Source organism: Streptomyces sp. NPDC042100, from assembly GCF_055582325.1.
In genome coordinates, this window is sequence record NZ_JBVJDK010000026.1 from 1 (window position 1) to 25,991 (window position 25,991).

Consider the following 25,991-nt stretch of genomic DNA (forward strand, 5'->3'; position numbering starts at 1 on the left):
TCGAAGAAATCGTCATCCACACCGACCGAGGAGACCCCCAGCACCTCCGCGAACAGCTCGCACAGGATCTCCTCCCGCGGACCGCGCGCCCGGCGCCGGCCGGCGGCCGTGAGCTGCGGCTTGGGCAGAGCCCGCCGGTCCACCTTCTTGTTCTGTGTCAGAGGCAGTGCGTCGAGCACGGTGATCGCCGACGGAACCATGTAGTCCGGAAGGCGGCCCGCGACGAACTCCCTGAGCGTCCCCGGGGTGAGGCCCGCGCCTTCCGCCACGGTCACGTACGCCAGGAGCCGGGCGGGGCCGTTGTCCGTGTCGGTGATCACGACGGCCTGGTCCACGCCCGGGCAGGCCGTCAGCGCGGCCTCCACCTCGCTCGGCTCGATCCGGTAGCCCCGGATCTTGACCTGGTGGTCGATCCGGCCGAGGTAGTCGAGCGTGCCGTCACCGCGCCAGCGCACCAGGTCGCCGGTCCGGTACATCCGCGCCCCGGCGGGACCGTACGGATCGGCGACGAACCGCTCGGCGGTCAGGCCGGAGCGGTTCACGTAGCCACGCGCCGCACCCCGGCCCGCCACGTACAGCTCACCGCTCACGCCGGCGGGCACGGGCGCGAGCCGGTCGTCGAGCACGTAGACCCGCTGCCCGGGAATGGGCAGACCGATCGGGGCGGACGCCTCCCACTCCTCGACCTCGCGGGTGAGCACCTCCGCCGTGATGGCATAGGTCTCGGTGGGGCCGTAGACGTTGTGCAGCTCCACCCCCGGGTGCTCCGTGAAGAAGCGCCGGATGTTCCTGCTCAGCTTCAGCGCCTCGCCCGCCTGGGACATCAGCGCCAGACCGGGCATGGCCAGGCCGTGCTCGTTGGCCGCCTCGCAGACCGCTTCGATGACGAGGGTCGGCGCGTGCAGTTCGGCGATGGAGTTCTCGTCCAGCCAGCGGGCCAGCAGTTCACCGCTGCGGCGCACGTCCTCGGAGGGAAGCCACAGCTCCTTTCCGGCGACGAGCGACGAGAGCATCTCCTGTACGGAGACGTCGAAGGTCAGCGCGGTGAACTGGGCTACGCGGCGCCCGACGCCACCGCCGACGACGGACTGGTGCCAGACGAGCATGCTCGCGTAGACGCCGGCCCGCATCGTCACGCCCTTGGGCGTGCCCGTGGTGCCGGAGGTGTAGAGGACGAACAGCGCGTGATCGGGAGTCAGTTCCACGCCGCGTTCGATGTCGCTGACATCGGAGTCGGCGCACGCCGCCAGCTCGGCCAGCAGCGCCGGATCGTCGAGGACGACCGGTGTGGTGGTGTCCGGCAGCACGCCGGTCCACGCGGCCTTCGTCACCACGGCGGCGGGTGCGGCGTCGGCCAGCATGAAGGCGATCCGCTCGGCCGGAAGCTCCACGTCGATGGGCAGGTACGCCGCGCCCGCCTTCAGCGCGGCGACGAAACCGACGACGAGGTCGATGGAGCGGGGCAGAGCCAGCGCCACCACGGAATCGGGGCCCGCACCGTGGGCGAGCAGGACGCGGGCCAGCCGGTTCGCCCGCGCGTTCAGCTCCTCGTACGAGAGCGAGAGCTCGCCCGAGACCACGGCGACGGCCCGCGGGTCACGCGCCACCCGCTCTTCCACCGACCGCGCCAGCGGCACCCACGCGGCGAGCTCGCCACCGTCGTTGACGCCCTCCAGCAGCGAGGTGCGCTCCTCGGCCGACAGGATCTCCGCGCCGCCGACGCGGCGGTCGGGGGCGGCCACCAGCTCCTCCAGGAGCCGGCTCCACCGCGTGACCAGGGATTCCACCGACGACCGGTCGAACAGGTCCGTCGCGAACTCGACCACGCCGTCGAGGCCCTCGGCGCCGCCGTCCAGCGCGCGCCGCTCCCAGAGGCTGACGAACAGGTCGAACCGTGCGGTGCCGGTGGAGGTCGCCTCGGGAGCCACCTGGAGACCCGACAGCTCGAACGTGCCCTGAGGGGTGTTCTGGAGGGCGAGGGAGACCTGGAAGAGCGGGTGGTGCGCGAGCGACCGCTGCGGGTTGAGCACCTCCACCAGATGCTCGAACGGCAGATCCTGATGCGCGTACGCCGCCAGGTCCACCTCACGCACCCGCGCCAGGAGCTCCCGGAACGTCGGATCACCCGAGGTGTCCGTCCGCAGCACCAACGTGTTGACGAAGAACCCGACCAGCTCGTCCAACGCCTCGTCGGTCCGACCGGCCACCGGCGTCCCCAGCGGAATGTCCGTCCCCGCACCCAGACGCGTCAGCAGAGCCGCCAACGACGCCTGCAACACCATGAACACACTGACACCACACTCACGCGCCAGCCGCACCACACCCCGATGCACCTCCGCACCGAACACGAACGGACTCACACCACCACGCGACGACGCCACCGCCGGACGCGGCCGGTCCCACGGCAGAGTCAACTGCTCCGGAAGACCCCCCAACGCCCCACGCCAATAAGCGATCTGAGCACTCAGCAGACTCCCCTCATCCGCCTCGTCACCCAACAGCTCACGCTGCCACAACGTGTAATCCGCGTACTGCACCGGCAACGGCTCCCACACCGCCACCTCACCCCGGCACCGCGCCTCATACGCCCGCGCCAGATCCCGCGTCAACGGCCCCAACGACCACCCATCACCCGCGATGTGATGCAACGTCAGCAAAACGACATGATCCTCGGGACCCAGCACGAACACGTCCGCGCGCAGCGGCAGCTCACGCTCCAGATCGAACCCGCGCCGCGCCGCACCCGCCAACACCGCACGCAGATCCCCCTCCCCCACCGGCACCACCGAGAAGTCGACCTCGGCCTCCTTGGCGACCGACTGCACCGGCACGCCGTCCACTTCGTGGAAGACCGTGCGCAGGCTCTCGTGCCGGGCCATCACGTCACCCAGCGCCGCGCGCAGGGCCTCCTGGTCCAGGAGACCCGTCAGGCGCAGGGCGAGGGGAATGTTGTAGGCCGGCGAATCCTCCAGCTTCTGGAGGAACCACAGGCGGCGCTGCGCGAACGAGAGCGGCACCAGCTCGGGCCGCTCGACCGGCTTGACCGGCGGACGGACGGCCGCCGTGCCGTCGACCTTGCGCGACAGACCCTCCACGGTCGGGGCCTGGAACAGCATCCGGATGGTCAGCTCCGCGCCCAGGGTGGCGCGGATCCGGTTGATCAGGCGGGTGGCCATCAGCGAGTGGCCGCCGAGGTCGAAGAAGCTCTCGTCCACCCCCACCGACGGCAGGCCGAGCACCTCGGCGAAGAGATCGCACAGGATCTCCTCCTGCGGGTTGCGCGGCCGCCGGCCCATCGGGAGGACCCCGGCGTCGGGCTCGGGCAGCGCGCCGCGGTCGAGCTTCCCGTTCGCGTTCAGCGGGAACGCGTCCATCACCGTGTACGCGGCGGGGACCATGTGGTCCGGGAGCTGCTCCTGCAGGTAGCCCCTGAGGAGCCGGGCGAAGACGTAGCCCCGCTCCGCCTGCTCCTCCCCGGCCTCCGGGATCACGTAGGCCACGAGCCGCCTGTCCCCCGGACGGTCCTCGCGCACGATGACGGCGGCGCGGGCCACCGCCGGGTGCGCGGCCAGCGCCGCCTCGATCTCGCCGAGCTCGATGCGGAAGCCGCGCAGCTTCACCTGCCCGTCGGCCCGGCCCATGAAGTCGAGCTGGCGGTCCATGCGCCAGCGGACCAGGTCACCGGTCCGGTACATGCGTTCGCCCGGCTTGCCGAACGGATTGGCCACGAACCTGGACGCCGTCAGTCCGGGCCGGGCCAGGTAGCCCCGGCCCAGCCCTGAGCCGGCCACGTACAGCTCGCCGACGACTCCGGGCAGCACCGGCCGCAGCGAGGCGTCGAGGACGAAGACCCGCGATCCGTCGACGGGCCGGCCGATCGAAGGAACGTTTCCGTCCGGGTCGACGTAGCAGGTCGTGGCGTGCACGGTCGTCTCGGTCGGACCGTAGATGTTGACGGCGCGGCAGTCCGGCAGCACCGCCTTGAGCTCCGTCACCGCACGGGCCGACAGCGCCTCACCGCCGAAGACCACGCGCCGCAACGCGAGCCGGCCCCAGACGTCGCTCTCCGCCCCGGCCGCCAGCAGCTCGTCGAAGGCCGAGGGAGTCTGGCTCAGGACCGTGACCCGCTCCCGGTCGAGCAGCTCCAGCAGTTCGCCGGGGGAACGGGTCACGCTCCTCGGGACGACGACGACCTGTCCCCCTGTCAGGAACGGTCCCCAGATCTCCCATACGGAGAAGTCGAAGGCGTAGGAGTGGAACCACGCCCACACGTCCGACGGACCGCATTCCAGCCAGTGCCGCTCCGAGGCGAAGAGACGCGCCACGTTGGCGTGCGCGGTGACGACGCCCTTCGGCACACCGGTCGAACCCGATGTGTAGATCACGTAGGCGGCGTCGGCCCCGCCCCGTTCACCCGGCCGCTCCCCGGCGTCCAGCGGCTCCGGCCCGAGCAGCGCGAGCCGGGCCGTCGTGTCCGCGTCGTCCACGACGACGGCCGGCACGCCGAACGCGGGCAGGGTGGACGCGACGCTCCGGTCCGTGAGAACACAGACCGGAGCCGCGTCGTCCACAATGAGCCGGATCCGGTCCGCGGGGTACTCCGGGTCGATGGGCACGTACGCCGCACCGGACTTGACCACGGCCACCATCGCGGTGACCGTGCCGACGGACCGCCCCATGGCGAGCGCGACGAACCCGCCCGGTCCCGCACCGCGCTCCACCAGCAGCCGCGCCAGACGATTCGCACGGGAGTCGAGTTCCGCGTAGGTCAGCCGCTCGTCACCGCACGCCACCGCGATGGCGGAGGGGCTACGACGCGCCTGCTCCTCGAACAGTTCGCCGAGGTTCATCCGGCCATCGCCCTGCGAGCTCTTGGCGACTGTGCGCGGGGTGGTCATCCGTTGACTCCTAGTACGAAATCAGTCACGCGAAACGAACATACTGGGCGGGCAAGCAGTCGGGATGCGGCGCGATCGTATCAGCATCGAACTTACAGATGATCAACAATCACGAAGGTGATGGAGCGTCAATTCGCTGCTCACACAACCCCTTACGTGCGGTCGCGACGGTGCACCTCCAGCAACGAGGGCCCCTGGAACAGGTATTGGGGCTGCGGTTCGGCGATGACCGAATCGATTCCGATCGTGCGGCAGTACTCCTCCGCGAAGTGGCAGCCCGAGACAGCGAACACCACGAGTCTGGTGTTGTTTTGATGGGCCGTCAGCACCAGCTCTTCCAGCGTCTCGCTGGCGAGCGTCTCTCCGCACACGAGCGCCACGTCGCTCTCGGCGACGATGCGCGCGCTCTCGTCACCCGACACGACGGGCACACCGAGCACACCGCGCTCGATCAGCTCCGTGTCGAAGTCGCTCGCGGTGACGGACACGTGCTGCTCCTGGAGCAGATGAATGAGATTGCCCATCACGCCGACCTGCGCGACCTTCCGGCCCCCGACGCGGCGCAGCTGCTCCATCGCCTCGCCGACCACGATCTCGGCCCGCTTCATGGCCTTGACCTCCGGCGCGCCGTCGATGGTCATCGAGGCGAAGGGGTCACGCGGCAACGCGCCGAACGCGGCGTCGAGAATCGCGATGTCCTCCGCGACGGTGGTTCCCCGCACCTCCCGCGCGTCCCGGCCGATGAGCGCGTCGTGCGACGCCCCGATGCCCACGGTCCCGAAGTCGGCGTAACAACAGCCCTGCCGGACCGTCTGGGCCATGACGAAGCTGTAGACCATGAACCGTTCGTACTCCGTCGGCTGGGACCGGTAGTCCACACCCCACAGACTGCGCAGGCGGAAGTCCTCGTCCGGGAGTCCGGCGCTCCGCTCCACGACGATCGAGCGCAGCGTGTCCAGGATCTTTTCCATGCTGTTCCACTCCTTCAAGGCTGTGTACACAAGCGGATACGGTTCGCCGTCACACCATGGCCGCGGACGGCCGTGAGTCCGGCTCGGCGGAATTCCTGATCGCGCCCCAGCGCTTCGCCGTGGCCTCGTGGATGTACCAGACCTGCTCCTCGGTGAGCCGCAGCGACACCACGCCCGGGAAGGCCTCTTCGAAGAAGGTGTAGGGCGGGTGGTTCTCCACGTCCGGGGAGTGGTAGTCGAGCTTCTCCGTCATTCCGTGCGCCCTGGTGATCGGAGTGCCCGGGTGGTACGTCAGGATGTTGGGGCTCGCCAGCATGAGCAGGCTGTCGTCGATGAGGTTCCCCACCTCGTCCACCGTCTCCTCGATGGTCTCGTCCGTCTCCCCCTCCAGGCCGAACAGCACCGAGCTGCCGACGGGAATGCCGGCGTCGCGGATCCGCTCCAGGGCGATGCGCACCTTGGCCTTCCACGGGAAGTCCTGGATGCGTCTGACGTTCTTGTGCACGTGCTGCATGACCTCGGCGGACATGCTCTCGATGCCCATGTAGAGGTAGGTGCAGCCGGCCTCGCGCATCAGGCCGAGGAGCTCACGGACCTCGTCCTCCTTGTGCAGCGTGGTCAGCAGGTCCGCCGTGACCTGGCAGCCGAACTGAAGGTTCCGAAGGCGCTGCCAGTCCCCCTCGTCGACGATCCACCTGCGACATCGCTCCGGCAGCTCGTGCGGGCCGGCGGCGCGACGGGCCTCGATCAGCGCGGTACAGAAGGCACGGATCGACGGGAAGGTGCCGCTCCAGAAGATGGAGTCGTCGAAGAAGACGGCCTCCGCCCCGTAGCTGACGTACTCACAGACGCGTTCGAGCGCGGATTCGGCGGGCGAGCCGCCGAACCGCTTGAGTCCGCCCGCCATGACCGCGGACTCCGAGCAGAAGTCACAGTGGTAGGGGCACGCGTTGGACACCATCATGTGAGCCGTGCGCGCCGGACTGCCGTCGCCGAGGGGGAACACCGGGAAGCGCGAGCGGACCGCGAACCCCTGGTACGGGGAGGGCAGGTCGGAGAGATCGAACTTCGGGCCGCGGACCGGGAACGCGTCGACCGACTCCGGCTGGACCGCGCAGATCAGGGACGAGCCCGGTATTCGCTCACCGGCGGCGCCCAGCAGGTCCAGCATGCCGACCACGTCCGGCACGGACGCCCGGGTCCGGCCGAGGTCCATGGCCAGGGAGATGGCACGCATCAGGATGTCCAGGGCGTAGTAGCCTTCGCCCGCGACCAGGAAGTCCACGACGGGCCCGACCCGCCCGTCGTCCATCGCCCGCAGCGTGCTGCTGTACTCCAGCGCGAGCGTCCGCTTGGCCGGAAGGTACCGCATCGTCTCGTCGATGTGCCGGCCGCCGAACACCACCAGGCAGTCCGGTACGACCTCCTTGGCGATGGCGGCCATTTCGAGGGCGTAGCGGTGGGCGGGCGACACCGTGCCGATGAGGAAGACCCGGGGCCGGCGCCGCCGCAGCTCGGCCCTCAGGTCGGCGCGCGACTGGTCGTCCCAGACCCTGGGGTCGAAGACCGTGTGGTCGGGCGTGCTGTCGTCGGCGTCCCACGGGCGCAGACCGTGCTCGGCGGAGAGACGCTGCGCCTTGCTGACGGGCTTCCCCCAGTCGGGGCAGAGGTCGGCGAACGGTGACGCCTCGCCGACGCCGTGCCGCGCCGAGCGCAGCGCGTTGTCCACGGTGACGCACAGCGCGGCGTACAGGCACATGGGGTCGCCGGGGTAGGTGATCTCCCCCTCGACCGAGGTCATCACCGGTGCGAGAGCCGCCAGTACGGGATACCGGCGCCGCTCCCAGGAGATCCGTCCGGCGTCCCCCTCGCCGCTTCGCGCGGCCAGTCCCCGGGCCCGGTCCGCCCGCAGGTCCGCGAGGACGCGTTCGTGTGCGGGCCGTGACGTGTCATCGATCGTCTGTTCCGCGAAGCAGGAGTGGACGGCTATCTTCCGCGAGAGCATCTTCTTCCTTCCGGTTGGCCCACGGCACGTCTCGATGAGGGATGGGGAGGAACATGCCGTGGTGAAGTGCGCCCACCAGGCGATGGGCAGGAACGTGCCTGCGTCGTCCACGCTCGGAGTCAGGGTCCGGGCAGGAGAGTGCTCCGCTGGTCTCGGGTACGCAACCGACCGGGCTGCCTCCTCAACGCCCCCTTCGCTGCTGGAGGTACTCTCCGCGCCCCGGAAGTCCACCGGTCGTAGGGCGGTCTTTTGGATCTTACATGGCCGATAGCCGACGCTTCGGAATCATCCAGCCACAAGATGACCGGCTACGATCACAACTCCCCGTCAGTTGCTGCCACTTCACGAGGAGCTATTGGTAGTGCGTCCAGAGGACCATGACAACTCCGCGCAGGTGACCACTAGTTCTCGTCCCACCCCCCTCGACCGGATGCGAGCGCTCGCCAACGACGGCGTGCTCGCGGAGCAGTTCGACTCTGTACCAGGGCTGTTGGCCGAGCTGGCATCGACGGGAGGCCCGGCCGACCTGGCGCGCGCCGGGACGCTTCTCAAGCGAGTGGACGCCGACGAGGTCCTCCGTCACCACTCCGGGACGGACGTCCTCTCCCTGGCCGTGACGGGCGCCCCCCACCTCGGTGGCCTCGTCGCCCCGCTCACCGCCGAAGTGGCACGCCACGGCATGCTCCTCCGTTGCCGGCTGGGGGACTTCGGTGCCTACCGGAGCGATCTGATGAACCCACGGAGCATGGTCTACACCACACCCGTGGACGGTGTCCTCTGTCTGCTCGACGCCCAGGTGGTCCTCGACCGTCTCGCCGGACCGTGGGGCGTGCCGGATGCCGAACGAGCCCTTTCCGAGACGGCCGCCGAACTGGAGGAGGCGGTCGGGCACTTCCTCGACGCGGGCTCCGGGTATCTCGTACTCAATACGATCCCGCTCCCCCTCTCGGTGAGCCGCCGACTCGTCGACCACGCCTCGCGGACCGAACTCAGCCTGCTGTGGCGGGAGATGAACATCCGGCTACTCAGGCTCAGTCGCCGGTCGGAGCGCGTTCTGGTCGTCGACACGGACCCGCTGGTGGCGACGTGCGGCCCCCTGAACGATCCCCGGCTCGCCCTCTACGCGAAGATCCGGCTGGGTGACGAGCTGCTCGCCCAGTACGCCCGGGAGGTCGGCCATCTCTTCCGTGCCCTTCGCGGGCGGACGAAGAAGGTCCTGGTCCTGGACCTGGACAACACCCTGTGGGACGGCGTGCTGGGCGACGACGGCCCCGACGGAATCGCCGCCGCCGCGACCTTGCGAGGCGAGGCGTTCGGGGCCTTCCAGCAGCTCGTCGCCCAGATCGCCGCACAAGGGGTGCTGCTCGCCGTGTCGAGCAAGAACGAGCAGGACGCCGTGCTCGACGTGCTGCGCGATCACCCCGACATGCTGCTGCGCGAGCGGGACTTCGTACGGATCAACGCGAACTGGAATCCGAAGGACGCCAATCTGCGCGACATCGCCGCGCACCTCGACCTCGACCTGTCCAGCTTCGTCTTCGCCGACGACTCCCCCGCCGAGCGCTCCCGGGTGACGGCTGCTCTGCCCCAGGTGGCGGTCATCGGCCTCGACGACGAACCCGCCCTCCACGCGGACCGCCTGCTCGCGGACCCCTGGTTCACCACGCTGCGGCTGACCGAGGAGGACCGGACGCGCGCCGCTTCCTATCGCGCCCTGGCCGCGCGCGCGGAACTCCGCCGGGAGTCGCCGTCCGACGGCGACTACCTGCGGCAGCTCGACGTCACCGTCTCGGTCGCCCGGGCCGAACCCTACGAGTTCGACCGCCTCTCTCAACTGACCCTTCGTACAAACCAGTTCAACCTGACCGGCAAACGACTGGGTACGGCCGAGGTCCGTGCCGCGTCGGAGGATCCGGATGCGATGACGCTCTCCATCCGGTCGTCCGACCGATTCGGGGACAACGGACTGATCGGCGCCGTCTTCGCCCGGAAGTCAGGCGACTCCCTCCAGGTCGAGAACATGCTGTTGAGCTGCCGCGTCTTCGACAGGGGCATCGAACAGACGGCGATGGCCTCCCTGCTCGACCGCGCCCGCGCCGCCGGACTCGCCGGCGTCACGGGGACGTACCGGGAGACCGCCCGCAACCGGCGCTTCGCGGACTTCTATCCCTCCATGGGATTCACCCCCCGCTCCACCCGGGACGGATCCACGGACTACCACCACTCTCTCGACGCGATACCCGACACCCCTGAGCATGTGTCGCTCACCACCGACCGCTAGGAAATCTGCCGTGATCAGCCGCGAGACCTTTCTTTCGATCGTCCGTGACGAGCTTGAACTCCCGCTCTCCGAGACCGCGTTGGACGACGACTTCGATCAACTGGTGCACTGGGAATCCCTCCAGGTGCTGCGCCTGACGACGGCGCTGGAGCGTGAACTGGGCCACCGCCTCCCGGTGAGCCGGCTGCTCACCGAACAGTCGCTTGAGGGCATCTACCAGCGCGTCGTCGCGACGGAGAACACGCGATGACAGCGGAGCAGACCATCCATCTCTTCCTGGCGCTGGCGCTGATCGTGGGACTGGCCCGGTTCATGGGCTCCCTCGCCCGCAGAATCGGCCAGCCCGCCGTGATCGGTGAGATCCTCGCGGGGATCCTGCTCGGACCCACCCTGTTCGGCGACCACCTCTCGCTCGCCGTCTTCCCCTCCGACGTCCGTCCCCTGCTCAGCGCCCTGTCCGTGGTGGGCATCGCCCTGTTCATGTTCGTCGTCGGCATGGAGCTGGACCTCGGGATCCTGAAGGGGGGCGGCCGCGTCACCCTTGCCACGACACTCGGCTCCACCCTGCTGCCGCTCGCCCTCGGGACCGGACTGGCCCTGCTCCTGATCCCGTCCCAGCACACGCGGGAGCCCGTCGGCTTCGTCCTCTTCTTCGCCGTGTCCATGGCCGTGACGGCCTTCCCCGTGCTGGCCCGGATCATCGCCGACCGCAAGCTGGCACACACCCGGATCGGCACCACGGCCCTCGCCTGTGCGGCGATCACGGACGTGGCGGCCTGGACGCTGCTGGCCTTCGTGGTCGCCCTCGCCACCGGCGATCAGCTGGACTGGCGACTGCTCCTGGTCCTTCCCTACGCGGCCCTCATGATCGCCGGCGTACGGCCGCTGCTGTCCTGGGCCGCCCGGCTGAAGTCCGCCCAGGGGCCGGGCAGGGTCGGCGTGAGCCCCCACTTCCTGGCCCTCACGCTCGGCGGACTGCTGCTCTCGGCGGCGGCCACCGAATGGTTCGGGCTGCACTACATCTTCGGCGCCTTCTTCTTCGGCGCCGTCATGCCGCAGGGAACCGGGGGCCGGCTGCGGAGCGGTGTGCTGGAGCGCGTGGAGCCGCTGTGCGGCGTCCTGCTGCTGCCCGTCTACTTCGTCATGTCGGGCCTGAAGGTGGACCTCTCCCAGTTGAACGTCTCCGACTTCGGCGTGCTGGCCGCGATTCTGGTCGTGGCCATCGCCGGCAAGTTCCTCGGCGCCTACGGCGGCGCCCGCCTCGGCGGCCTCGACAACCGGAACGCGGCCGCGATGGGGGCGCTCCTGAACACCCGTGGTCTCACCGAACTCGTCGTCCTCGGGGTCGGCCTGGAACTCGGCCTGCTCGACGCCAAGTTGTACTCGATGATGGTCGTGATGGCGGTCACGACCACCGCTCTCACCGGCCCTCTGCTGACCCGCATCCTGCCCGAACAGCCCACGGCGGCGGACACACCGGCCAAGAAGCCGGGTGATCGAGTCGGACTGACGACACCCTGAGCCCTGTCGTGAGCGGATGACGGCGGGGTTCCGCCACGCGTCGACGACGGGACAGCCGTCATCCGGTCACCACGCGCCCGTCACCGGCCTCCTGTCAGCGGAAGGCGGGGACGACCTCCGCGCCGTACCCGTCGATGGTGCCCTCGCGGTCGTCGTGCATGGCGTACACGGCGAACTGGTCGACGCCGAGCTCCTTCAGCCGCCGCAGCTTGCGGACGTGGGCCTCGGCGGGACCGAGGAGACAGAAGCGGTCGACGATCTCGTCGGGGACGAAGGTCGTGTCGGGGTTGTCGGCGCGCCCGTGGTGGGAGTAGTCGTAGCCCTGCCGGTCCTTGATGTACGCGGTGAGCTCCTCCGGGACCATGCCGGAGTGCTCGCCGTACTTGGCGACCAGGTCGGCGACGTGGTTGCCGACCATGCCGCCGAACCAGCGGCACTGGTCACGGGCGTGGGCGAGGGCCTCGGGCGAGGCGTCGGCGGTGACGTACGCGGGGGCGGCGACGCAGATCGTCACGGAGCCGGGGTCGCGGCCCGCGTCGGCGGCGGCCTGCCGGACCGCCTTCACCATCCACTCGGTGAGGAAGGGGTCGGCGAGCTGGAGGATGAAGCCGTCGGCCTTCTGCCCGGCGAGGGCGAGGGCCTTCGGCCCGTACGCGGCCATCCACACCGGCAGCCGCCCCTCCTTGATCCACGGGATCCGGACCGGGCTGCCGTCGACCAGGGCCTCGCGGCCCTCCGCCAGGTCGCGGATGACGTCGATGGCCTCCCCCAGGCGGGCCAGGGTGTTGGGGCGGCGGCCCGCGACCCGCATCGCCGAGTCGCCACGCCCGATCCCGCACACCGTGCGGTTGCCGAACATGTCGTTGAGGGTGGCGAAGGTGGAGGCCGTCACCTCCCAGGTGCGGGTGCCGGGGTTGGTGACCATGGGGCCCACCCGGAGCTTGGTGGTGTGCTCCAGGATCTGGCTGTAGATGACGAAGGGTTCCTGCCAGAGCACGGCGGAGTCGAAGGTCCACCCGTAGCGGAAGCCGTGGCGCTCCGCCCGGCGCATCAGGCCGACGACCTGCGAGGCGGGCGGGTCGGTCTGCAGGACGAGTCCGAAGTCCAAGGTCTGCTCTCCTAGTTCAGGTACTGACAGGTGGAACGGGGGATGAAGCAGCCGTGCCCGGCGCGGCCGACGTAGGTGTTCCGCTCGATGACGGGTTCGCCGCGCGAGAGGACGGTCTCCACGCGGCCGGTGACCGTCCTCCCCTCGTACGCCGAGTAGTCCACGTTCATGTGGTGGGTCGCCGCGGAGAGGGTCTGGGTGGCGCCCGGGTCGTAGACGACGACGTCCGCGTCGGCGCCGGGCGCGATCGTGCCCTTCTGCGGGTACAGGCCGAACATCCGGGCCGGGGCGGCGCAGGCGATGTCGATCCAGCGGCGGCGGGTGATGTGCCCGTCCACCACCGCCTGGTGGAGCAGGTCCATGCGGTTCTCGACGCCCGGCAGCCCGTTGGGGATCTTCGAGAAGTCGCCCCGGCCGAGCTCCTTCTGGCCCTTGAAGCAGAAGGGGCAGTGGTCGGTGGAGACCACCTGGAGGTCGTCGGTGCGCAGGCCCCGCCAGAGCGCGGCCTGGTGCTCCCGGGGGCGCAGCGGGGTCGAGCAGACGTACTTGGCGCCCTCGAAGTCCGGCTCCGCCAGGTTGTCCGTGGAGAGGAAGAGGTACTGCGGACAGGTCTCGCCGAAGACCGGGAGGCCCTTGTCGCGGGCCGCCGCCAGCTCGGCGACGGCCTCCTCCGCCGACACGTGGACCACGTAGAGCGGGGAGCCCGCGACCCGGGCGAGCTGGATCGCCCGGTGGGTGGCCTCCGCCTCGAGGAGGGCCTTGCGGACCTCGCCGTGGTGGCGGGGGTCGGTCTCGCCTCGGGCCAGGGCCTGCTCGACGAGGACGTCGATGGCGATGCCGTTCTCCGCGTGCATCATGATCAGCCCGCCGTTGCCGGCGGCCCGCTGCATGGCGCGCAGGATCTTGCCGTCGTCGCTGTAGAAGACGCCGGGGTAGGCCATGAAGAGCTTGAAGGAGGTGATGCCCTCCTGGACGAGCCGGTCCATCTCCTTCAGGGAGCGTTCGTCGACGTCGGACAGGATCATGTGGAAGGCGTAGTCGACGGCGCAGACGCCGTCGGCCTTGGCGTACCAGGTGTCGAGCCCTTCGCGCAGGGAGCGTCCGACGCTCTGGACGGCGAAGTCGACGATGGTGGTGGTGCCGCCCCAGGCGGCGGCGCGGGTGCCGGTCTCGAAGGTGTCCGACGCCGCGGTGCCGCCGAAGGGGAGCTCCATGTGGGTGTGGGCGTCGACGCCGCCCGGGATGACGTAGCGGTCGGTGGCGTCGATGATCCGTCCGGCGGTCCAGCCGGCGGCGGTGTCGGAGCCGTGGGTGGCGAGGGCGGCGATCCGGCCGTCCTCGATCAGCACGTCGGCGTGGAGCTCGTCGGCGGCGGTGATCACCAGACCGCCCCGGATGAGAGTGCGGGTGCTCACGGACTTCTCCCCTGCTGGCGGGACGGGACGGCCTGGTGGGACAGGCCCTAGAGGGAGCGGAGGGCTCGTTCGAGGACGGTGGCGCCCTCCTCGGCCTCGGCGACGGTGAGCGAGAGCGGGGGCGCGACGCGCAGCGCGCTGGTGTCGTGGCCGCCGCCCTTGCCGATGAGCAGGCCGCCGGCGCGGGCGGCCTCCAGGACGGCTCCGGCTGCGTCTCGGGCGGCGCGGTCGGTGCCGGGCTCGGTGAGCTCGATGCCGATCATCAGGCCGCGGCCCCGGACCTCGCGCACGTACGGGGCCGCCGCGGCGGCGGCCCGCAGCCGTTCGATGAGCAGCCCGCCGACGCGGCGGGCGTTGCCCTGGAGGTCGTGTTCGAGGAGGTACGCGAGGTTGGCGAGGCCGGCGGCCATGGTGACGGGGGAGCCGCCGAAGGTGGAGATGGAGGAGGCGTCGAGGCAGTTCATGACCTCGGCGCGGGCGACGACGCCGCCGATGGACATGCCGTTGCCGATGCCCTTGGCGAAGGTGAGGATGTCGGGCGGCCCGGCCTCGCCGTGCGCCTGCCAGCCCCAGAAGTGCTCTCCGGTGCGGCCCCAGCCGGTCTGCACCTCGTCGGAGATCCAGAGGATGCCGTGCCGGTCGAGGACGCGCCGGAAGGCGGCGTAGAGGCCGTCGGGCGGGGAGGTGAAGCCGCCGACGCCCTGGATGGGTTCGGCGATGAGGGCGGCGACGTCGCGGGTGTGGCCGAGGAGGTCTTCGAGGTCGGCGACGCAGGCGTCGGTGAACCGCTCGTCGGTGAGCTCGGCGTAGGGGCCTCGGTGGCGGACGCCGCCGTGCACGTACAGGGTCTGGAGCGGCGAGAGGCCGGTGGGCGACCAGACGCGGTTGCCGGTGATGCCGACGGTGGAGAAGGAGCGCCCGTGGTAGCTGTTGCGCATCGCCAGGATCTGGTTCGAGCGCCGGTACGCGGTGGCGAGGAGCAGGGCGGTGTCGTTGGCCTCGGTGCCGGAGGTGGTGAAGAAGACGCGGGCGTCGGGGATGCCGGAGAGCGCGGCGATCCGCTCGGCGAGCTCCACCATGGGGCGGTTGAGGTAGAGGGTGGAGGAGTGGATGATCCGTCCGGCCTGCTCGGCGACGGCCTTGGTGACCTCGGGCAGCGCGTGGGCGGTCATCGTGGTGAGGATGCCGCCGAAGAAGTCGAGGTAGCGGTTGCCTTCGGCGTCCCAGACGTGGCGGCCCTCGCCGTGGGTGATCTCCAGGGGGTCCTGGTAGTAGAGGGCGACCCAGTCGGGGATGACGGCGCGGTGGCGGTCGTACAGGCTGCTCACGGGCGCACCAGCCCCTCGTACGCGTCGGGGCGGCGGTCCCGGTAGAAGGCCCACTGCTGCCGGACCTCCTCGATGAGGCCGAAGTCGAGGTCGCGGACGACGAGTTCCTCGGCCTTGTCGGAGGCGACCTCGCCGACGAACTGCCCGCGCGGGTCGACGAAGTAGCTGGTGCCGTAGAAGTCGTTGTCGCCGTACTCCTCCTGGCCGACCCGGTTGATGGCGGCGACGAAGTACTCGTTGGCGACGGCGGCGGCGGGCTGTTCGAGCTGCCAGAGGTAGCCGGAGAGGCCCCGCGAGGTGGCCGACGGGTTGTACACCAACTGGGCTCCGTTGAGGCCGAGTTGGCGCCAGCCCTCGGGGAAGTGGCGGTCGTAGCAGATGTAGACGCCGACCTTGCCGACGGCGGTGTCGAAGACCGGCCACCCCGCGTTGCCGGGACGGAAGTAGTACTTCTCCCAGAAGCCCCTGACCTGCGGGATGTGGTGCTTGCGGTACTTGCCGAGGTAGCTGCCGTCGGCGTCGATGACGGCGGCGGTGTTGTAGTAGAACCCGGCGCCCTCGACCTCGAAGACGGGGACGACGATCACCATCCCGGTCTCCCGGGCGAGCTCCCGCATCCGGTTCACGGTCGGCCCGTCGGGCACCGGCTCGGCCCAGCGGTAGTGTTCCGGTTCCTGCACCTGGCAGAAGTACGGGGCGTTGAACACCTCCTGGAATCCGATGACCTTGGCGCCCTGCCGGGCCGCCTCGCGGGCGTGCTCCTCATGCTTGGCGATCATGGATTCGGTGTCGCCGGTCCAGGTCGCCTGGACGAGCGCGGCGCGTACGACGTCGGTCATGAGCTGCTCCTTCGGCACGGCGTCAGAGAGCCTCTACGCACGTAGACGCGGTGCGTAGGAGGAGAACGTAAGCCCCGTCACAGCCCGGAGCAAGACCACTGCCGTGAACCGGCGGAGTCGATCATGTTTCATACCCGAGTGGTCCACGTCGGACACGTACCGACACGTCCGTTTACGCGTGTTCGCGCCCTTGTGCGAGCGCCCGGCCTCGTGCCGCGCGGGCGCCCGGCCTCAGTCGAAGAGCGCCACGATCCCGTTCACCCAGAGCGCGAGCACCGCGAGCACCGCGAGCACGCAGCCGACGCCGGACGCGACGTCCCCGGGCGTCGTCCCGCGTTCGACGGGCGCGGACTCCGGCTCCAGCAGCTCGTCCGGCGGCGTGTCCCAGTCGACCCGCCGCCCCAGGGCCCGGGAGCACTCCTCCCGCACCTCGGCGAGCCGCGCCCGCGCGACGGGCGTCCCGGCGGCGTCCTCGGACCCGCGCCAGGCCAGGGCCTTCATCCGGTGCCCCGGGGCATGGAAGCGCGCCTCGAAGGCGGCGGTCTCCGCCGGGTCCCGCCGCTCCTCCAGATACGCCCAGCGGCCGGCCTCGGCGGGCTCGCCGTACAGCCGGTAGACCTCGGCCAGCCTGCGGCGCAGCTCCAGGTCCGCGGGGAAGGAGCCGACCAGCCCGCGCAGGCGCTGGCGCGCCATGGGGACGCGGCCGGCGGCGAGGTCGGCGTCTATGAGGGCGAGGGTCTCGTGCGTGGACATGCCGGCATTCTCCGGTACGCGGAGCCGTCGATCGAACTGTTTTCGCAGGCCAGAGCCTTGACCGGCCACCTCAGGCCAACGCCCCGGCCGGCCGCCTCAGGCCAGCCCGGCGACGCGGAGCGCGTGCCGCAGGTCCCGGGCGCGGGACGACGGGACCGCGGCGGCGGCGGCGAGCAGGCACGGGATGAGGACGGACGGGTCGAGCGCGGCGAGCCGGGCCGCGTCCTCGGGGGCGCGGACCCGCAGGAAGGCGGCGAGCAGCGCCCGCGCCTCCGGCTCGTGCCCCTCGGCGCACAGGGCCGCGCAGGCGCCCGCCAGCTCCTCGACGGGCCGGGCGACGCCCTGCCGGAGCAACTGCTCGCAGTCGTACGGGCGGCCCGCGTCGGCGAGGGCGCCCGCGACGGCGGCCAGCCGGGCCGGGGGCAGCGAGGCGGCCTCCCACAACAGGGTGGCCCAGTCGGCGGCGAGACCGGCCCGGTGGAGTTCGTCGGCCAGCACGGGCAGCCAGCCGGGCGGGCCGGCGAGCGCCTCGCAGAGCAGTCCGTGGGCGTCGCCGCCGCGGCCCTGGGCGCGCAGCCGCCGCAGGGCGTAGACGGCGTTGGCGGCGGCGCGGGCGCCCTGCCCGGGGTCGGCCGGGCGGGCCCGCGCGGGCTCCGGGGCGACGGCGGCGCCACCGAAGCGCGCGCCGCGCGGGAGCGCCCCGCCGACCGGCAGCGCGGGCTCGCCCGGCACCGCCGCCGGGACCCCGCCGTCCTCGCCGCTCCCCACCTCGCCGTCCAGCCACGCGTAGCGCGCGCCGCGCGGGCGGCGCTTCCCGGAGACGGGCGCGGACGCCAGGCCGGGCGCGGACGCCGGACCGGGCGCGGACGCCGGACCGGGCGCGGACGCCAGGCCGGGCGCGGACACCGGACCTGCACCGGACACCAGGCCGGGACCGGGTGCCGCCCCGGGACCGGACGCCAGGCCCGGACCGGACGCCAGGCCAGGACCGGACACCGGACCGACACCGGCCACCAGACCCGGCCCCGGACCCAGCCCAGCACCGGCGCCCGGCGGTGTCACGCGGGCCAGCCGGGCGGTCAGTTCCGCGACGCGGGCCCGGGCGCGGCTCAGGTCGTCGCGGGCCCAGGCCAGCTCGGGCCCGGGGCTCGCGGCGAGCTCGCGGACCCGGGTCTCGGCGCGGTGGGCCTCGCGCTCCCTCAGCTCCCGGCGGGCGGTGAGCGCCGCCACGGCGCCCGGCACCCGGTCGTGGGCGGCCGCCGCCGCGCGGTGCAGGGCCCGGCCCCGTACCGCGCGGGGCGCGCCGGGGGGTTCGCCGAGGTCTTGGAGCAGGGACTCGACGACGTCCCAGGGCGGGAGCTCCGTACCGTCGAAGCAGGCGCGCAGCCCTTCCGGGTCGCGGGCGGCGAAGACCCCGTACCAGCCCCCGCCGGGTCGCAGGCGCCCGGCGAGCTCGCTCAGCCAGCCGGCGAACGTGACCAGCTCCACCGGAAGTTGACGCACCGTCATACCACTGCCTTTCGGTCCGCGGGCATTGCGGGCAGTGGGGGCATTGGACCGCAGTCGTGTTACGGGACCGCTACGCGGAGTTTTCGCTCAGGAGCCCGGGAAGCTCACGACGATCCCGGTGTGCGGGCGCTTGCCGAGGCGGGCGAGGGTGGCGGGCCAGTCGACGGCCCAGAACTGCCAGGTGTACTTGCGGGAGAGCAGCCGGCGCACCCGGCGCAGCTCCTCCCCCGTCACCAGCCGGGCGGTGCCTTCCACCCGTTCGGCCCCGTCGGCGACGTTGCCGCGCACGTCGCAGACGGCGGCGACGACGCGGGGGTCGCGGCGCAGCCGCTTGACCTTCCAGGAGTCGGTGCGGGTCCAGGCGTACAGCTCGTCGCCGTCGACCGCGTACCAGACGGGGGTGGCGACCCCGGTGCCGTTCGCGCGGAAGGTGGTGAGGCTGACGTAGCGGCCGTGGCGCAGCTCGCCGGGGATGCGGGGGGTGTCGGGCGTCATGCCCGGGAGCCTACGCAGGGGTCGGGTTGCCCGCGTGGGTGAGGGTCTCCCAGGCGACGAACAGGTCGTCGGTGCCGCCGGGGCGCTGGCTCCGGGCGAGCCTCGCGGTCTGCGGGAGCTTCAGGCGCATCCGGCCCTGGAGGTGGTTCAGCGCGACCTCGACGTCCGGGCCCATGGTGCGCGTGACCTTGCCCCCGCACAGCCAGCGGGGAGCGGCCTCGCCGAGCTGGTAGCGGGAGTGGAACTCCAGGGCGGCGGTGAGCCGGTCGGCCTCCTCGCGGTAGAGGTCGAGGCCCTGGTGCCAGGCGGTCTCGGCGATGTGGGCGGTGGCGGCGAGGGAGTAGCCGATGTGCATGAAGTTGCGGCAGGTCTCCTGGCCGACGCCGTCCCGGTAGGTGCGCTGGCCGAACCAGTAGGTGGCGAGCTCGTCGGCGGTGTCGATGGTGCCGCCGGGCGGGCGCTTGGGCAGCGCGCCGTCGGAGGCGAGGTAGAAGTAGGCGGGGACGCGGGCGCGGTAGCGGCGGACGGCGTCCTCGTAGACCGTGCGGTCCTCCAGGAAGACGGCCATGCCGATGGCGGCGTCGGTCATCGCCAGCTCCCAGTTCCCGTTGTAGTCGGGGACCTTCGCGGTGACCTCGGGGAGGTAGGCCTTGCGCAGCATCCACTTGAAGCGCTGGACCTCGGGGGCCTTCCAGGCGGGGTAGCCGGCGTGCACGATCTCGGCGGCGCGGGCCCAGGAGGAGCCGGACCAGGCGGTCTGGAGGTCGGCGTCGTCGCGGGTGTGCTCCTTCACCGTCTTCGACCAGGCGTCCATGATCTCGACGGCCTTGTCGGCGTACCCGGTGTCGCCGGAGACGGACCACATGAGGGCCTGGGTGTAGGCGGCGATGGCGTCCTCGCGCTCGGCGACGCAGGCGTCGGTGCCCGCGTTGGAGGCGCAGGCGACGACCTTCGCGGGGTGCGGGGTGTAGTCGGGGGCGGCGTACTTGCTCGCGCCCATCTCCTCGTACGCGGACTTCCAGGGCTCCCGCCCGGCGGCGACGTGCGCGCGGACGGCCGCGAGCTGAGCGCCGCCGACCAGTACGCCGGGGTGCCGGAAGTGCTCGGGCGCGGTGCCGGCGGGCGGCGCGGCGGCCTTGGGGGCTTCGGGGCCCGAGCCGCAGCCGGCCGCGGCGAGCAGCAGCGCGGCGCAGCCGGCGGCGGCGAGGGCGAGACGCGTCTGACGAGGGTTCACGCGTCCACGGTGGCCCGGGGGCCCGGGTCCCGCATCCGCTGCTAGGCCACCGGGGAGCGCCCCGCCCGGCGGGGGCCGGGGCGGGTCAGCCGGCGTCCTGGATCGCGCTCAGCCCCTTGCGGAGGCCGTCCGGGGTCATGACCGGTGAGTAGTGGATCCTGGCGTCGAGTCCCATGAAGAAGGGCTCGGAGATCACCGGCAGCTCGGACGGGTCGGCCAGGTCGAAGAAGAGATAGGCCGTCCGGCAGCCGTCCTCGACGGTGAAGTAGGCGGCCTCGGGGCGCAGTCGGTCGAGGGCCTTCTCCATCGTCTCCTGGAGGGTCCCCCGCCTGATGGCCTCGTTGGAGGCCGGGGTGTCCATCTGGATCTTCAGCAACATGCGCATGACACGGCCTTTCCCGGCCGGGCGGGAGGCTCCGTGCGAAACGCCCTCGGCGCACCCGGCCGCCCTCCTTCCAGGCTCCTCCCTCCCCGCCGGGGGCGCTACACGACGACGAGCGCGCAGCGGGTCACGAGCTCGTCCATGGACAGCCCGAGCGTGCCGGCGAGGGCGGCGACGGTGAAGAAGGCGGGGGTCGGGGCCCGGCCGGTCTCGATCTTGCGCAGGGTCTCGGCGGAGAGTCCGGCCGCCGCGGCGACCTCGGCCATCGAGCGCCCGCCGCGGGCCTCGCGCAGCAGGGTGCCGAGCCGCTCGCCGCGCTCGCGCTCTTCCGGGGTGAGAGGGGTGCGTACCATGCCACCCATTCTAATACCGGTATAGTAATTGGCATGGTGGAGATCAAGACGGAAGCGAATCTGCTCGCGATGCGCGAGACGGGGCGGGTGGTCGCGCGGGCCCTCGCGGCCGTACGGGAGAAGGCGGCGCCCGGCGTCACCCTCGGCGAGCTGGACCTGGCGGCCCGCGAGGTGCTGGCCGGGGCGGGAGCGGGCTCGCCGTTCCTGGGCTACCGCCCGGAGTGGGCCCCGGTGCCCTTCCCGGCGGTGGTCTGCCTCTCGGTGAACGACGCGATCGTGCACGGCGTCCCGGACGGCACCCGGCTCGCCGACGGCGACCTGGTCAGCGCGGACTGCGGGGCGGTCCTCGGCGGCTGGGTCGGCGACTCGGCGGTGAGCTTCACGGTCGGCGCGGCCCGGCCCGCCGACACCCGCCTGATCGACACGGCGTACGAGGCGCTGGAGGCGGGGATCGCGGCGGCGCGGGTGGGCAACCGGATCGGCGACATCGCGCACGCGGTCGGCCGGGTCTGCCGCCGGGCCGGGTACGGCATCCCCGACGGCCTCGGCGGGCACGGCGTGGGCCGCTCGATGCACGAGGGCCCGGACATCCCCAACGAGGGACGGCCGGGCCGGGGAATGCCGCTGCGGCACGGCATGGTGCTGGCGATCGAGCCGATGCTGATCGGCGGCGGGCGGGACGACCACTACACGGCCGGCGACGGCTGGACCATCCGCACCCTGGACGGCTCCCGCGCGGCCCACGCCGAGCACACCGTGGCCGTCACCGACGAGGGCCCGCGGATCCTGACGGCGCTCTGAGGGGTGTCCGGCCCTCGCGCACCGGGCCGGAGCCCCGGCGGGGCCCCGGCGACGGCCCCGGCGGGGGGATCGGCGGCGAAGTCCCGGCGGCGGCCGGATCGGCCGCCGCCGTGTCCCGGTCCCGGCTCAGGGTCCCTGCCGCACCACCATCGCCGAGCCGCCGCCCCGGCGGACGGGCTCCGCGGCGGCCAGCCAGCGGCCGTCCGGCAGGCGCTGGACGCCGGTCGCGGCGCCGATCTCCGGGTTCTGCCGGAAGCCGTGGCCGATCGCCTCCAGCTCCGCGCGCAACGGACTGTTCCACAGCGCGGGTTCGAGCTCGGTGGTGGCCTGGTTGCGCTGGCTGGCGCGGGGCGCGGCGATGGCGTCGACCAGGGGCAGCCCCCGGTCGACCACACCCGTGAGGGTCTGGAGCACGGTGGTGATGATGGTCGCCCCGCCCGGCGAACCGAGCGCGAGGACCGGGCGGCCGGTCTTGTCGAGCACGATCGTCGGCGAGATGGAGGAGCGGGGGCGCTTGCCGGGACCCGGCAGGTTGGGGTCGTGGACGGCCGGGTTCGCCGGGGCGAAGGAGAAGTCGGTCAGCTCGTTGTTGAGCAGGAAGCCGCGGCCCGGGACGGTGATGCCGCTGCCGCCGGTCGACTCGATGGTGAGGGTGTACGCGACGACGTTGCCCCACCTGTCGGCCACGGTGAGGTGGGTGGTGTTCTCACCCTCGTACGGGGTCGGCGCGGCCGTCCCGCCGCTCGCGCAGGGCGCCGGGTGGCGCGGGTCGCCGGGGGCGAGCGGGCTGGTGAGGACGGCGTCGTCGCGGATCAGGCAGGCCCGGGAGTCCGCGAAGCGCTGGGAGAGCAGCCCGCGGGCCGGCACGTCCTCGAAGGCGGGGTCGCCGACCCAGCGGCCCCGGTCGGCGAAGGCGATCCGGCTGGCCTCGATGAAGCGGTGCAGGTAGCGGGCCTGGGAGGCGGCGGAGAGGTCGGTGTTCTCCAGGATGTTCAGCGCCTCGCCGACGGTGGTGCCGCCGGAGGAGGAGGGCGCCATCGAGTAGACGTCGAGCCCCCGGTACGAGACCTTCGTGGGCGTGCGCCGGATCGTCCCGTACGCGGCCAGGTCGCGCTCGGTCAGGTCGCCGGAGCGGACCACGCGGGTGGCGCCCGGCCGCACCGGCGGGTGCTGGACGGTGGTGACGATGTCGCGGGCGAGCGGGCCGCGGTAGAGCGCGCCGACGCCCTCGCGGCCCAGCTTCGCGTAGGTGCGGGCCAGGTCGGGGTTCTTGAAGGTGGCGCCGACGACCGGCAGTTGGCCGCCGGGCAGGAAGAGCCGCGAGGTGGCGGGGAAGTCCCGGAAGCGGGCCTCGTTGGCGGCGGTCTGGGCGCGGAAGGTCGCGTCCACGGTGAAGCCGTCCCGGGCCAGCCGCTCGGCGGGCTCCAGGAGCCGGCCCAGCGGCCTGCTCCCCCAGTCGTCGAGGACGGTCGCCCAGGTGGCGGGGGTGCCGGGGGTGCCGACGCCGCGCCCGCTGGTCTGGCCCTCCTCGAAGGGGATGGGCGCGCCGTTCTCCACGAAGAGGTCCGGCCCGGCGGAGCGGGGCGCGGTCTCGCGCCCGTCGACGGTGTGCACCGTACGGGAGGCGGCGTCGTAGTAGACGAAGTAGCCGCCGCCTCCGATGCCCGCCGAGTAGGGCTCGGTGACGCCGAGCGCGGCGGCGACGGCCACGGCGGCGTCCACCGCGTTGCCGCCCTTGCGCAGCACCTCGATCCCGGCGGCGGAGGCGTCCGCGTCGACGCTGGCCACCGCCCCGCCCCAGCCGCTGGCGACGGGCACCTTGGCGGGCGGCGGCCCGCCGTGCCCGGCCGCCGTCGGCGGGGCGGCGGCGCCCACCGACAGGACCGTCGCCGCGACGGTGAGAACCGACAGCTTCCGTGCGGTGGTCCACCGCGTCCGAGACCGCATCCGTACCTCCAGTCAACAGCCTTCCGCGCAGCGTAACTTCTGGGCCCGCCCGCCGTCAGGAGCGCGTCCGGCCCGCAACAGGACCTTCACGCGAACGCCCGTGCCGGGCCGCCCGGCGTTCGTCCGGCGTCTCGAACAACCGGCCGCTCCCCCGCTACCATGCGCGCCCATGAACGAGGACCTGCGCAACATCGTGCTGGGCGTGCTGGCGACCGGGGTCAGCGGCTCCCTGGGCTGGCTGACCCGCACCCATCTCTGGCGGCGCCGGCTGCGCCGCAAGCAGGCGTTCTTCGGGCTGCCCAGCCACTCGGAGTGCCTGCTGGTCGTCAACCGGGAGGCGGGCAACGACGGGGCCGTGCACCGCTTCGACGTCTCGGCGCTGCTCGAACTGGCCGCGCTCATCAAGGACTGCGGGGCGCACGCGCAGATCGTGCAGCACGACCTGGCGCGGCTCGGCTTCGGCGACCGCACCGAGTTCTGCGTCGGCGGCCCCGGCTCCAACCGGCGCACGGCCGCCCACCTCTCCTCCCTGCTGCCGGGCCTGTCGATGAGCGTGGAGCGGGAGCCGGTCGAGGAGCGCGGGGCGATACGGATCGGCGGCGAGTCGTACCGGATGGAGCCGGGTGTCAGCGAGTACGTGCTGCTCGCCCGGATCACCGCGGGCGAGGGCGGGCGCCCGGTCTTCCTGTTCTGCGGCCAGCGGGCGATCACCAACCAGGCGGCCACCCGCTATCTGGCCCGGCACCACCGGCGGCTCGCGCGCACCCACCGGGGCGGCTCCTTCGTGCTGCTGCTCAGGGTGGTCAACTCCCAGGCGTACGGCCCCGATGTGGTCGAGCTCGTGGCCGACGTCACCCGGCAGGCGCTGACCCCCGGGGAGCGTCCGGAGAGTCCCGCCAGCCGACCTTCACCGGCAACGACTTGATCCCGTTGACGAAGTTGGAGACCAGCCGCCGGGGCGGTCCGGCGGTCTCCAGCTCCGCGCAGGCGGCCCGCACCTCCTCGTGCAGCAGCCGGAGCTGGAGCCTGGCGAAGTGGGCGCCGAGACAGACGTGCGGCCCGTCACCGAAGGCGAGTTGGGGGTTGGGGGTCCGTCCGAGGTCGAGGCGGTGGGGGTCGGTGAACGCGCGCTCGTCGAAGTTGGCGGAGGCGTGGAAGACCACGACCTTGTCGCCCGCCGCGATCGGCACCCCGGCGAGCTCCGTGTCGCGGGCGGCGGTGCGACGGATGTGCAGGACAGGCGGGTGGACACGCAGGAGTTCGGCGACGGCGGTGTCCACGTCCACCGCGCCGCCCCACAGGCGCCGCCGCTCGCCGGGGTGCCCGGCCAGGGCCAGCAGACCGCCGGGGGCCGCCGCGCGGACGGTGTCGTTGCCCGCGACGGTGAGCAGGAAGAAGAACATCTCCAGTTCCGCGTCGCGGAGTTCGGAGTGGGCGAGCGCGGTCATGACGTCGTCGGCGGGCCGGGCGCGCTTGTGGGCGGCGAGCTCCTGGGCGTAGCCGAACATGTCGGCGAGCATGGCCGGTGAGCGGGGGTTGACCGGCCGGCCGGCCGCGTCCAGGACGGGCGGCTCGTCCGGGTCCTGGTAGGCGATGACCCGCTCGGTCCAGCCGTGCAGCAGCCCCCGGTCACCGGGCGGGACGCCGAGCAGGTCGGTGAGGTTGAGCAGGGCGTAGTCGTCGGTGACGGCCCGTACGAGATCGGTCTCGCCGCCCGCCTCGCGGGCCGCGCCCAGCAGATCGCGGGCCCGCCGCCGGGCGGTGTCGGCGAAGCGGGCGGTCCGGGCCGGCGTGAAGGCGCGGCTGACCAGGCGCCTCAACCGCCCGTGGTGGGGCGGGTCCTGATTGAGCATCATGCGCTGGATGAACGGCAGGTCGGCCGGGTCCGGGTCGCGGAGCTGGGTGGCGCCCAGGTACGAGGAGTAGGTGCCGGGGTCCTTGAGGACCCGGGTGACGTCGGTGTGCCGGGTGACCGCCCAGAAGCCGGGTCCCGCGGGCCAGCCGAGCACCTCGTACTCGTCCTGGCGGGCGACGGGAAGGCGGTCGCGCAGCGCGCGGAAGCGCTCGTGCGGGATGCCGTCCGCGTAGAGCCTCGGGTCGAAGACGTCGGGTGTGCCGCTCGCTTCCCGCACCGGGCCTCCCGTCGGAGTG

At 72.2% G+C, this 25,991-nt stretch carries 20 protein-coding genes; 5 read left to right on the forward strand and 15 right to left on the reverse strand.

The window, feature by feature from the left end:
• The 3 genes from ACZ6J5_RS34840 to ACZ6J5_RS34850 form a co-directional block, all read right to left on the reverse strand.
• A partial coding sequence (locus ACZ6J5_RS34840) for an amino acid adenylation domain-containing protein (RefSeq protein ID WP_469397950.1) occupies positions 1 to 4,898 on the reverse strand: 4,898 nt, incomplete at its 3' end.
• 152 nt (positions 4,899 to 5,050) lie between these two features.
• On the reverse strand, positions 5,051 to 5,869 hold the full coding sequence (locus tag ACZ6J5_RS34845) for a Rossmann-like domain-containing protein (RefSeq protein ID WP_469397951.1): 819 nt from the start codon (positions 5,867 to 5,869) through the stop codon (positions 5,051 to 5,053).
• A gap of 49 nt (positions 5,870 to 5,918) precedes the next feature.
• Positions 5,919 to 7,874 (reverse strand): B12-binding domain-containing radical SAM protein, encoded by a 1,956-nt coding sequence (locus ACZ6J5_RS34850; protein WP_469397952.1) that lies wholly within the window; start codon positions 7,872 to 7,874, stop codon positions 5,919 to 5,921.
• A gap of 430 nt (positions 7,875 to 8,304) precedes the next feature.
• Between ACZ6J5_RS34850 and ACZ6J5_RS34855 the strand changes: the two genes are divergently transcribed.
• From ACZ6J5_RS34855 to ACZ6J5_RS34865, 3 genes are read left to right on the forward strand one after another with little or no spacing between them, the layout of a single operon-like run.
• Positions 8,305 to 10,155: an HAD-IIIC family phosphatase gene (locus ACZ6J5_RS34855; protein WP_469397953.1), complete on the forward strand. Its 1,851-nt coding sequence runs from the start codon at positions 8,305 to 8,307 to the stop codon at positions 10,153 to 10,155.
• Positions 10,156 to 10,165: 10 nt separating this feature from the next.
• Positions 10,166 to 10,405, forward strand: coding sequence for an acyl carrier protein (locus ACZ6J5_RS34860; protein ID WP_469397954.1), 240 nt, complete (start codon positions 10,166 to 10,168; stop codon positions 10,403 to 10,405).
• Complete coding sequence (locus ACZ6J5_RS34865) at positions 10,402 to 11,676, forward strand: cation:proton antiporter (protein WP_469397955.1); 1,275 nt, start codon at positions 10,402 to 10,404, stop codon at positions 11,674 to 11,676. The genes ACZ6J5_RS34860 and ACZ6J5_RS34865 overlap by 4 nt, the downstream gene beginning before the upstream one ends.
• Before the next feature lie 94 nt (positions 11,677 to 11,770).
• On the opposite strand, the gene ACZ6J5_RS34870 is transcribed toward ACZ6J5_RS34865, so the two are convergent.
• The 10 genes from ACZ6J5_RS34870 to ACZ6J5_RS34915 form a co-directional block, all read right to left on the reverse strand.
• The gene (locus ACZ6J5_RS34870; protein WP_469397956.1) at positions 11,771 to 12,784 is read right to left on the reverse strand and encodes a TIGR03842 family LLM class F420-dependent oxidoreductase; all 1,014 of its coding nucleotides are present in this window, start codon (positions 12,782 to 12,784) and stop codon (positions 11,771 to 11,773) included.
• A gap of 11 nt (positions 12,785 to 12,795) precedes the next feature.
• On the reverse strand, positions 12,796 to 14,199 hold the full coding sequence (gene hydA / locus ACZ6J5_RS34875; protein WP_469397957.1) for a dihydropyrimidinase: 1,404 nt from the start codon (positions 14,197 to 14,199) through the stop codon (positions 12,796 to 12,798).
• Between the two features lie 47 nt (positions 14,200 to 14,246).
• Positions 14,247 to 15,527 (reverse strand): aspartate aminotransferase family protein, encoded by a 1,281-nt coding sequence (locus ACZ6J5_RS34880; RefSeq protein WP_469397958.1) that lies wholly within the window; start codon positions 15,525 to 15,527, stop codon positions 14,247 to 14,249.
• Positions 15,524 to 16,366, reverse strand: coding sequence for a nitrilase-related carbon-nitrogen hydrolase (locus ACZ6J5_RS34885; RefSeq protein WP_469397959.1), 843 nt, complete (start codon positions 16,364 to 16,366; stop codon positions 15,524 to 15,526). Before ACZ6J5_RS34885 ends, ACZ6J5_RS34880 begins: the two co-directional genes overlap by 4 nt.
• A gap of 231 nt (positions 16,367 to 16,597) precedes the next feature.
• Positions 16,598 to 17,119 carry a DUF6584 family protein gene (locus ACZ6J5_RS34890; RefSeq protein ID WP_469397960.1) on the reverse strand — a complete coding sequence of 174 codons (522 nt, stop codon included), beginning with the start codon at positions 17,117 to 17,119 and terminating at the stop codon, positions 16,598 to 16,600.
• 96 nt (positions 17,120 to 17,215) lie between these two features.
• Positions 17,216 to 18,628, reverse strand: coding sequence for a UL36 very large tegument protein (locus tag ACZ6J5_RS34895; RefSeq protein WP_469397961.1), 1,413 nt, complete (start codon positions 18,626 to 18,628; stop codon positions 17,216 to 17,218).
• 87 nt (positions 18,629 to 18,715) lie between these two features.
• A complete protein-coding gene (locus ACZ6J5_RS34900; RefSeq protein WP_469397962.1) occupies positions 18,716 to 19,123 on the reverse strand; it encodes a PPOX class F420-dependent oxidoreductase in 408 nt (135 codons plus the stop codon).
• A 10-nt stretch (positions 19,124 to 19,133) separates the two neighbouring features.
• The gene (locus ACZ6J5_RS34905) at positions 19,134 to 20,357 is read right to left on the reverse strand and encodes an alginate lyase family protein (protein WP_469397963.1); all 1,224 of its coding nucleotides are present in this window, start codon (positions 20,355 to 20,357) and stop codon (positions 19,134 to 19,136) included.
• 85 nt (positions 20,358 to 20,442) lie between these two features.
• A complete protein-coding gene (locus tag ACZ6J5_RS34910) occupies positions 20,443 to 20,742 on the reverse strand; it encodes a hypothetical protein (RefSeq protein WP_469397964.1) in 300 nt (99 codons plus the stop codon).
• A gap of 98 nt (positions 20,743 to 20,840) precedes the next feature.
• Positions 20,841 to 21,092: a helix-turn-helix domain-containing protein gene (locus tag ACZ6J5_RS34915; protein WP_469397965.1), complete on the reverse strand. Its 252-nt coding sequence runs from the start codon at positions 21,090 to 21,092 to the stop codon at positions 20,841 to 20,843.
• Between the two features lie 33 nt (positions 21,093 to 21,125).
• Here ACZ6J5_RS34915 and map point away from each other — a divergent pair, with 33 nt between their 5' ends.
• Complete coding sequence (gene map, locus ACZ6J5_RS34920; protein WP_469397966.1) at positions 21,126 to 21,893, forward strand: type I methionyl aminopeptidase; 768 nt, start codon at positions 21,126 to 21,128, stop codon at positions 21,891 to 21,893.
• A 126-nt stretch (positions 21,894 to 22,019) separates the two neighbouring features.
• Here the strand turns inward: map and ggt are convergent, their stop codons facing one another.
• Positions 22,020 to 23,840, reverse strand: a complete 1,821-nt coding sequence (gene ggt, locus ACZ6J5_RS34925) for a gamma-glutamyltransferase (RefSeq protein WP_469397967.1) — start codon at positions 23,838 to 23,840, stop codon at positions 22,020 to 22,022.
• 169 nt (positions 23,841 to 24,009) lie between these two features.
• Between ggt and ACZ6J5_RS34930 the strand changes: the two genes are divergently transcribed.
• On the forward strand, positions 24,010 to 24,765 hold the full coding sequence (locus ACZ6J5_RS34930) for a hypothetical protein (protein ID WP_469397968.1): 756 nt from the start codon (positions 24,010 to 24,012) through the stop codon (positions 24,763 to 24,765).
• On the opposite strand, the gene ACZ6J5_RS34935 is transcribed toward ACZ6J5_RS34930, so the two are convergent.
• Positions 24,692 to 25,972, reverse strand: coding sequence for a cytochrome P450 (locus ACZ6J5_RS34935; protein WP_469397969.1), 1,281 nt, complete (start codon positions 25,970 to 25,972; stop codon positions 24,692 to 24,694). The two genes, ACZ6J5_RS34930 and ACZ6J5_RS34935, sit on opposite strands and share 74 nt — an antisense overlap.
• Positions 25,973 to 25,991 lie beyond the last annotated feature (19 nt).

What these genes read in the sequence shown, in the direction of transcription:
- ACZ6J5_RS34930 (WP_469397968.1), top strand. Translation starts at nt 24,010, where the DNA reads ATGAACGAGGACCTGCGCAACATCGTGCTGGGCGTGCTGGCGACCGGG.
- ACZ6J5_RS34910 (WP_469397964.1), bottom strand. Translation starts at nt 20,742, where the DNA reads ATGCGCATGTTGCTGAAGATCCAGATGGACACCCCGGCCTCCAACGAG.
- ACZ6J5_RS34885 (WP_469397959.1), bottom strand. Translation starts at nt 16,366, where the DNA reads ATGACCGACGTCGTACGCGCCGCGCTCGTCCAGGCGACCTGGACCGGC.
- ACZ6J5_RS34915 (WP_469397965.1), bottom strand. Translation starts at nt 21,092, where the DNA reads ATGGTACGCACCCCTCTCACCCCGGAAGAGCGCGAGCGCGGCGAGCGG.
- ACZ6J5_RS34865 (WP_469397955.1), top strand. Translation starts at nt 10,402, where the DNA reads ATGACAGCGGAGCAGACCATCCATCTCTTCCTGGCGCTGGCGCTGATC.
- map (WP_469397966.1), top strand. Translation starts at nt 21,126, where the DNA reads ATGGTGGAGATCAAGACGGAAGCGAATCTGCTCGCGATGCGCGAGACG.
- ggt (WP_469397967.1), bottom strand. Translation starts at nt 23,840, where the DNA reads ATGCGGTCTCGGACGCGGTGGACCACCGCACGGAAGCTGTCGGTTCTC.
- ACZ6J5_RS34855 (WP_469397953.1), top strand. Translation starts at nt 8,305, where the DNA reads ATGCGAGCGCTCGCCAACGACGGCGTGCTCGCGGAGCAGTTCGACTCT.
- ACZ6J5_RS34850 (WP_469397952.1), bottom strand. Translation starts at nt 7,874, where the DNA reads ATGCTCTCGCGGAAGATAGCCGTCCACTCCTGCTTCGCGGAACAGACG.
- ACZ6J5_RS34900 (WP_469397962.1), bottom strand. Translation starts at nt 19,123, where the DNA reads ATGACGCCCGACACCCCCCGCATCCCCGGCGAGCTGCGCCACGGCCGC.
- ACZ6J5_RS34845 (WP_469397951.1), bottom strand. Translation starts at nt 5,869, where the DNA reads ATGGAAAAGATCCTGGACACGCTGCGCTCGATCGTCGTGGAGCGGAGC.
- ACZ6J5_RS34895 (WP_469397961.1), bottom strand. Translation starts at nt 18,628, where the DNA reads ATGACGGTGCGTCAACTTCCGGTGGAGCTGGTCACGTTCGCCGGCTGG.
- ACZ6J5_RS34890 (WP_469397960.1), bottom strand. Translation starts at nt 17,119, where the DNA reads ATGTCCACGCACGAGACCCTCGCCCTCATAGACGCCGACCTCGCCGCC.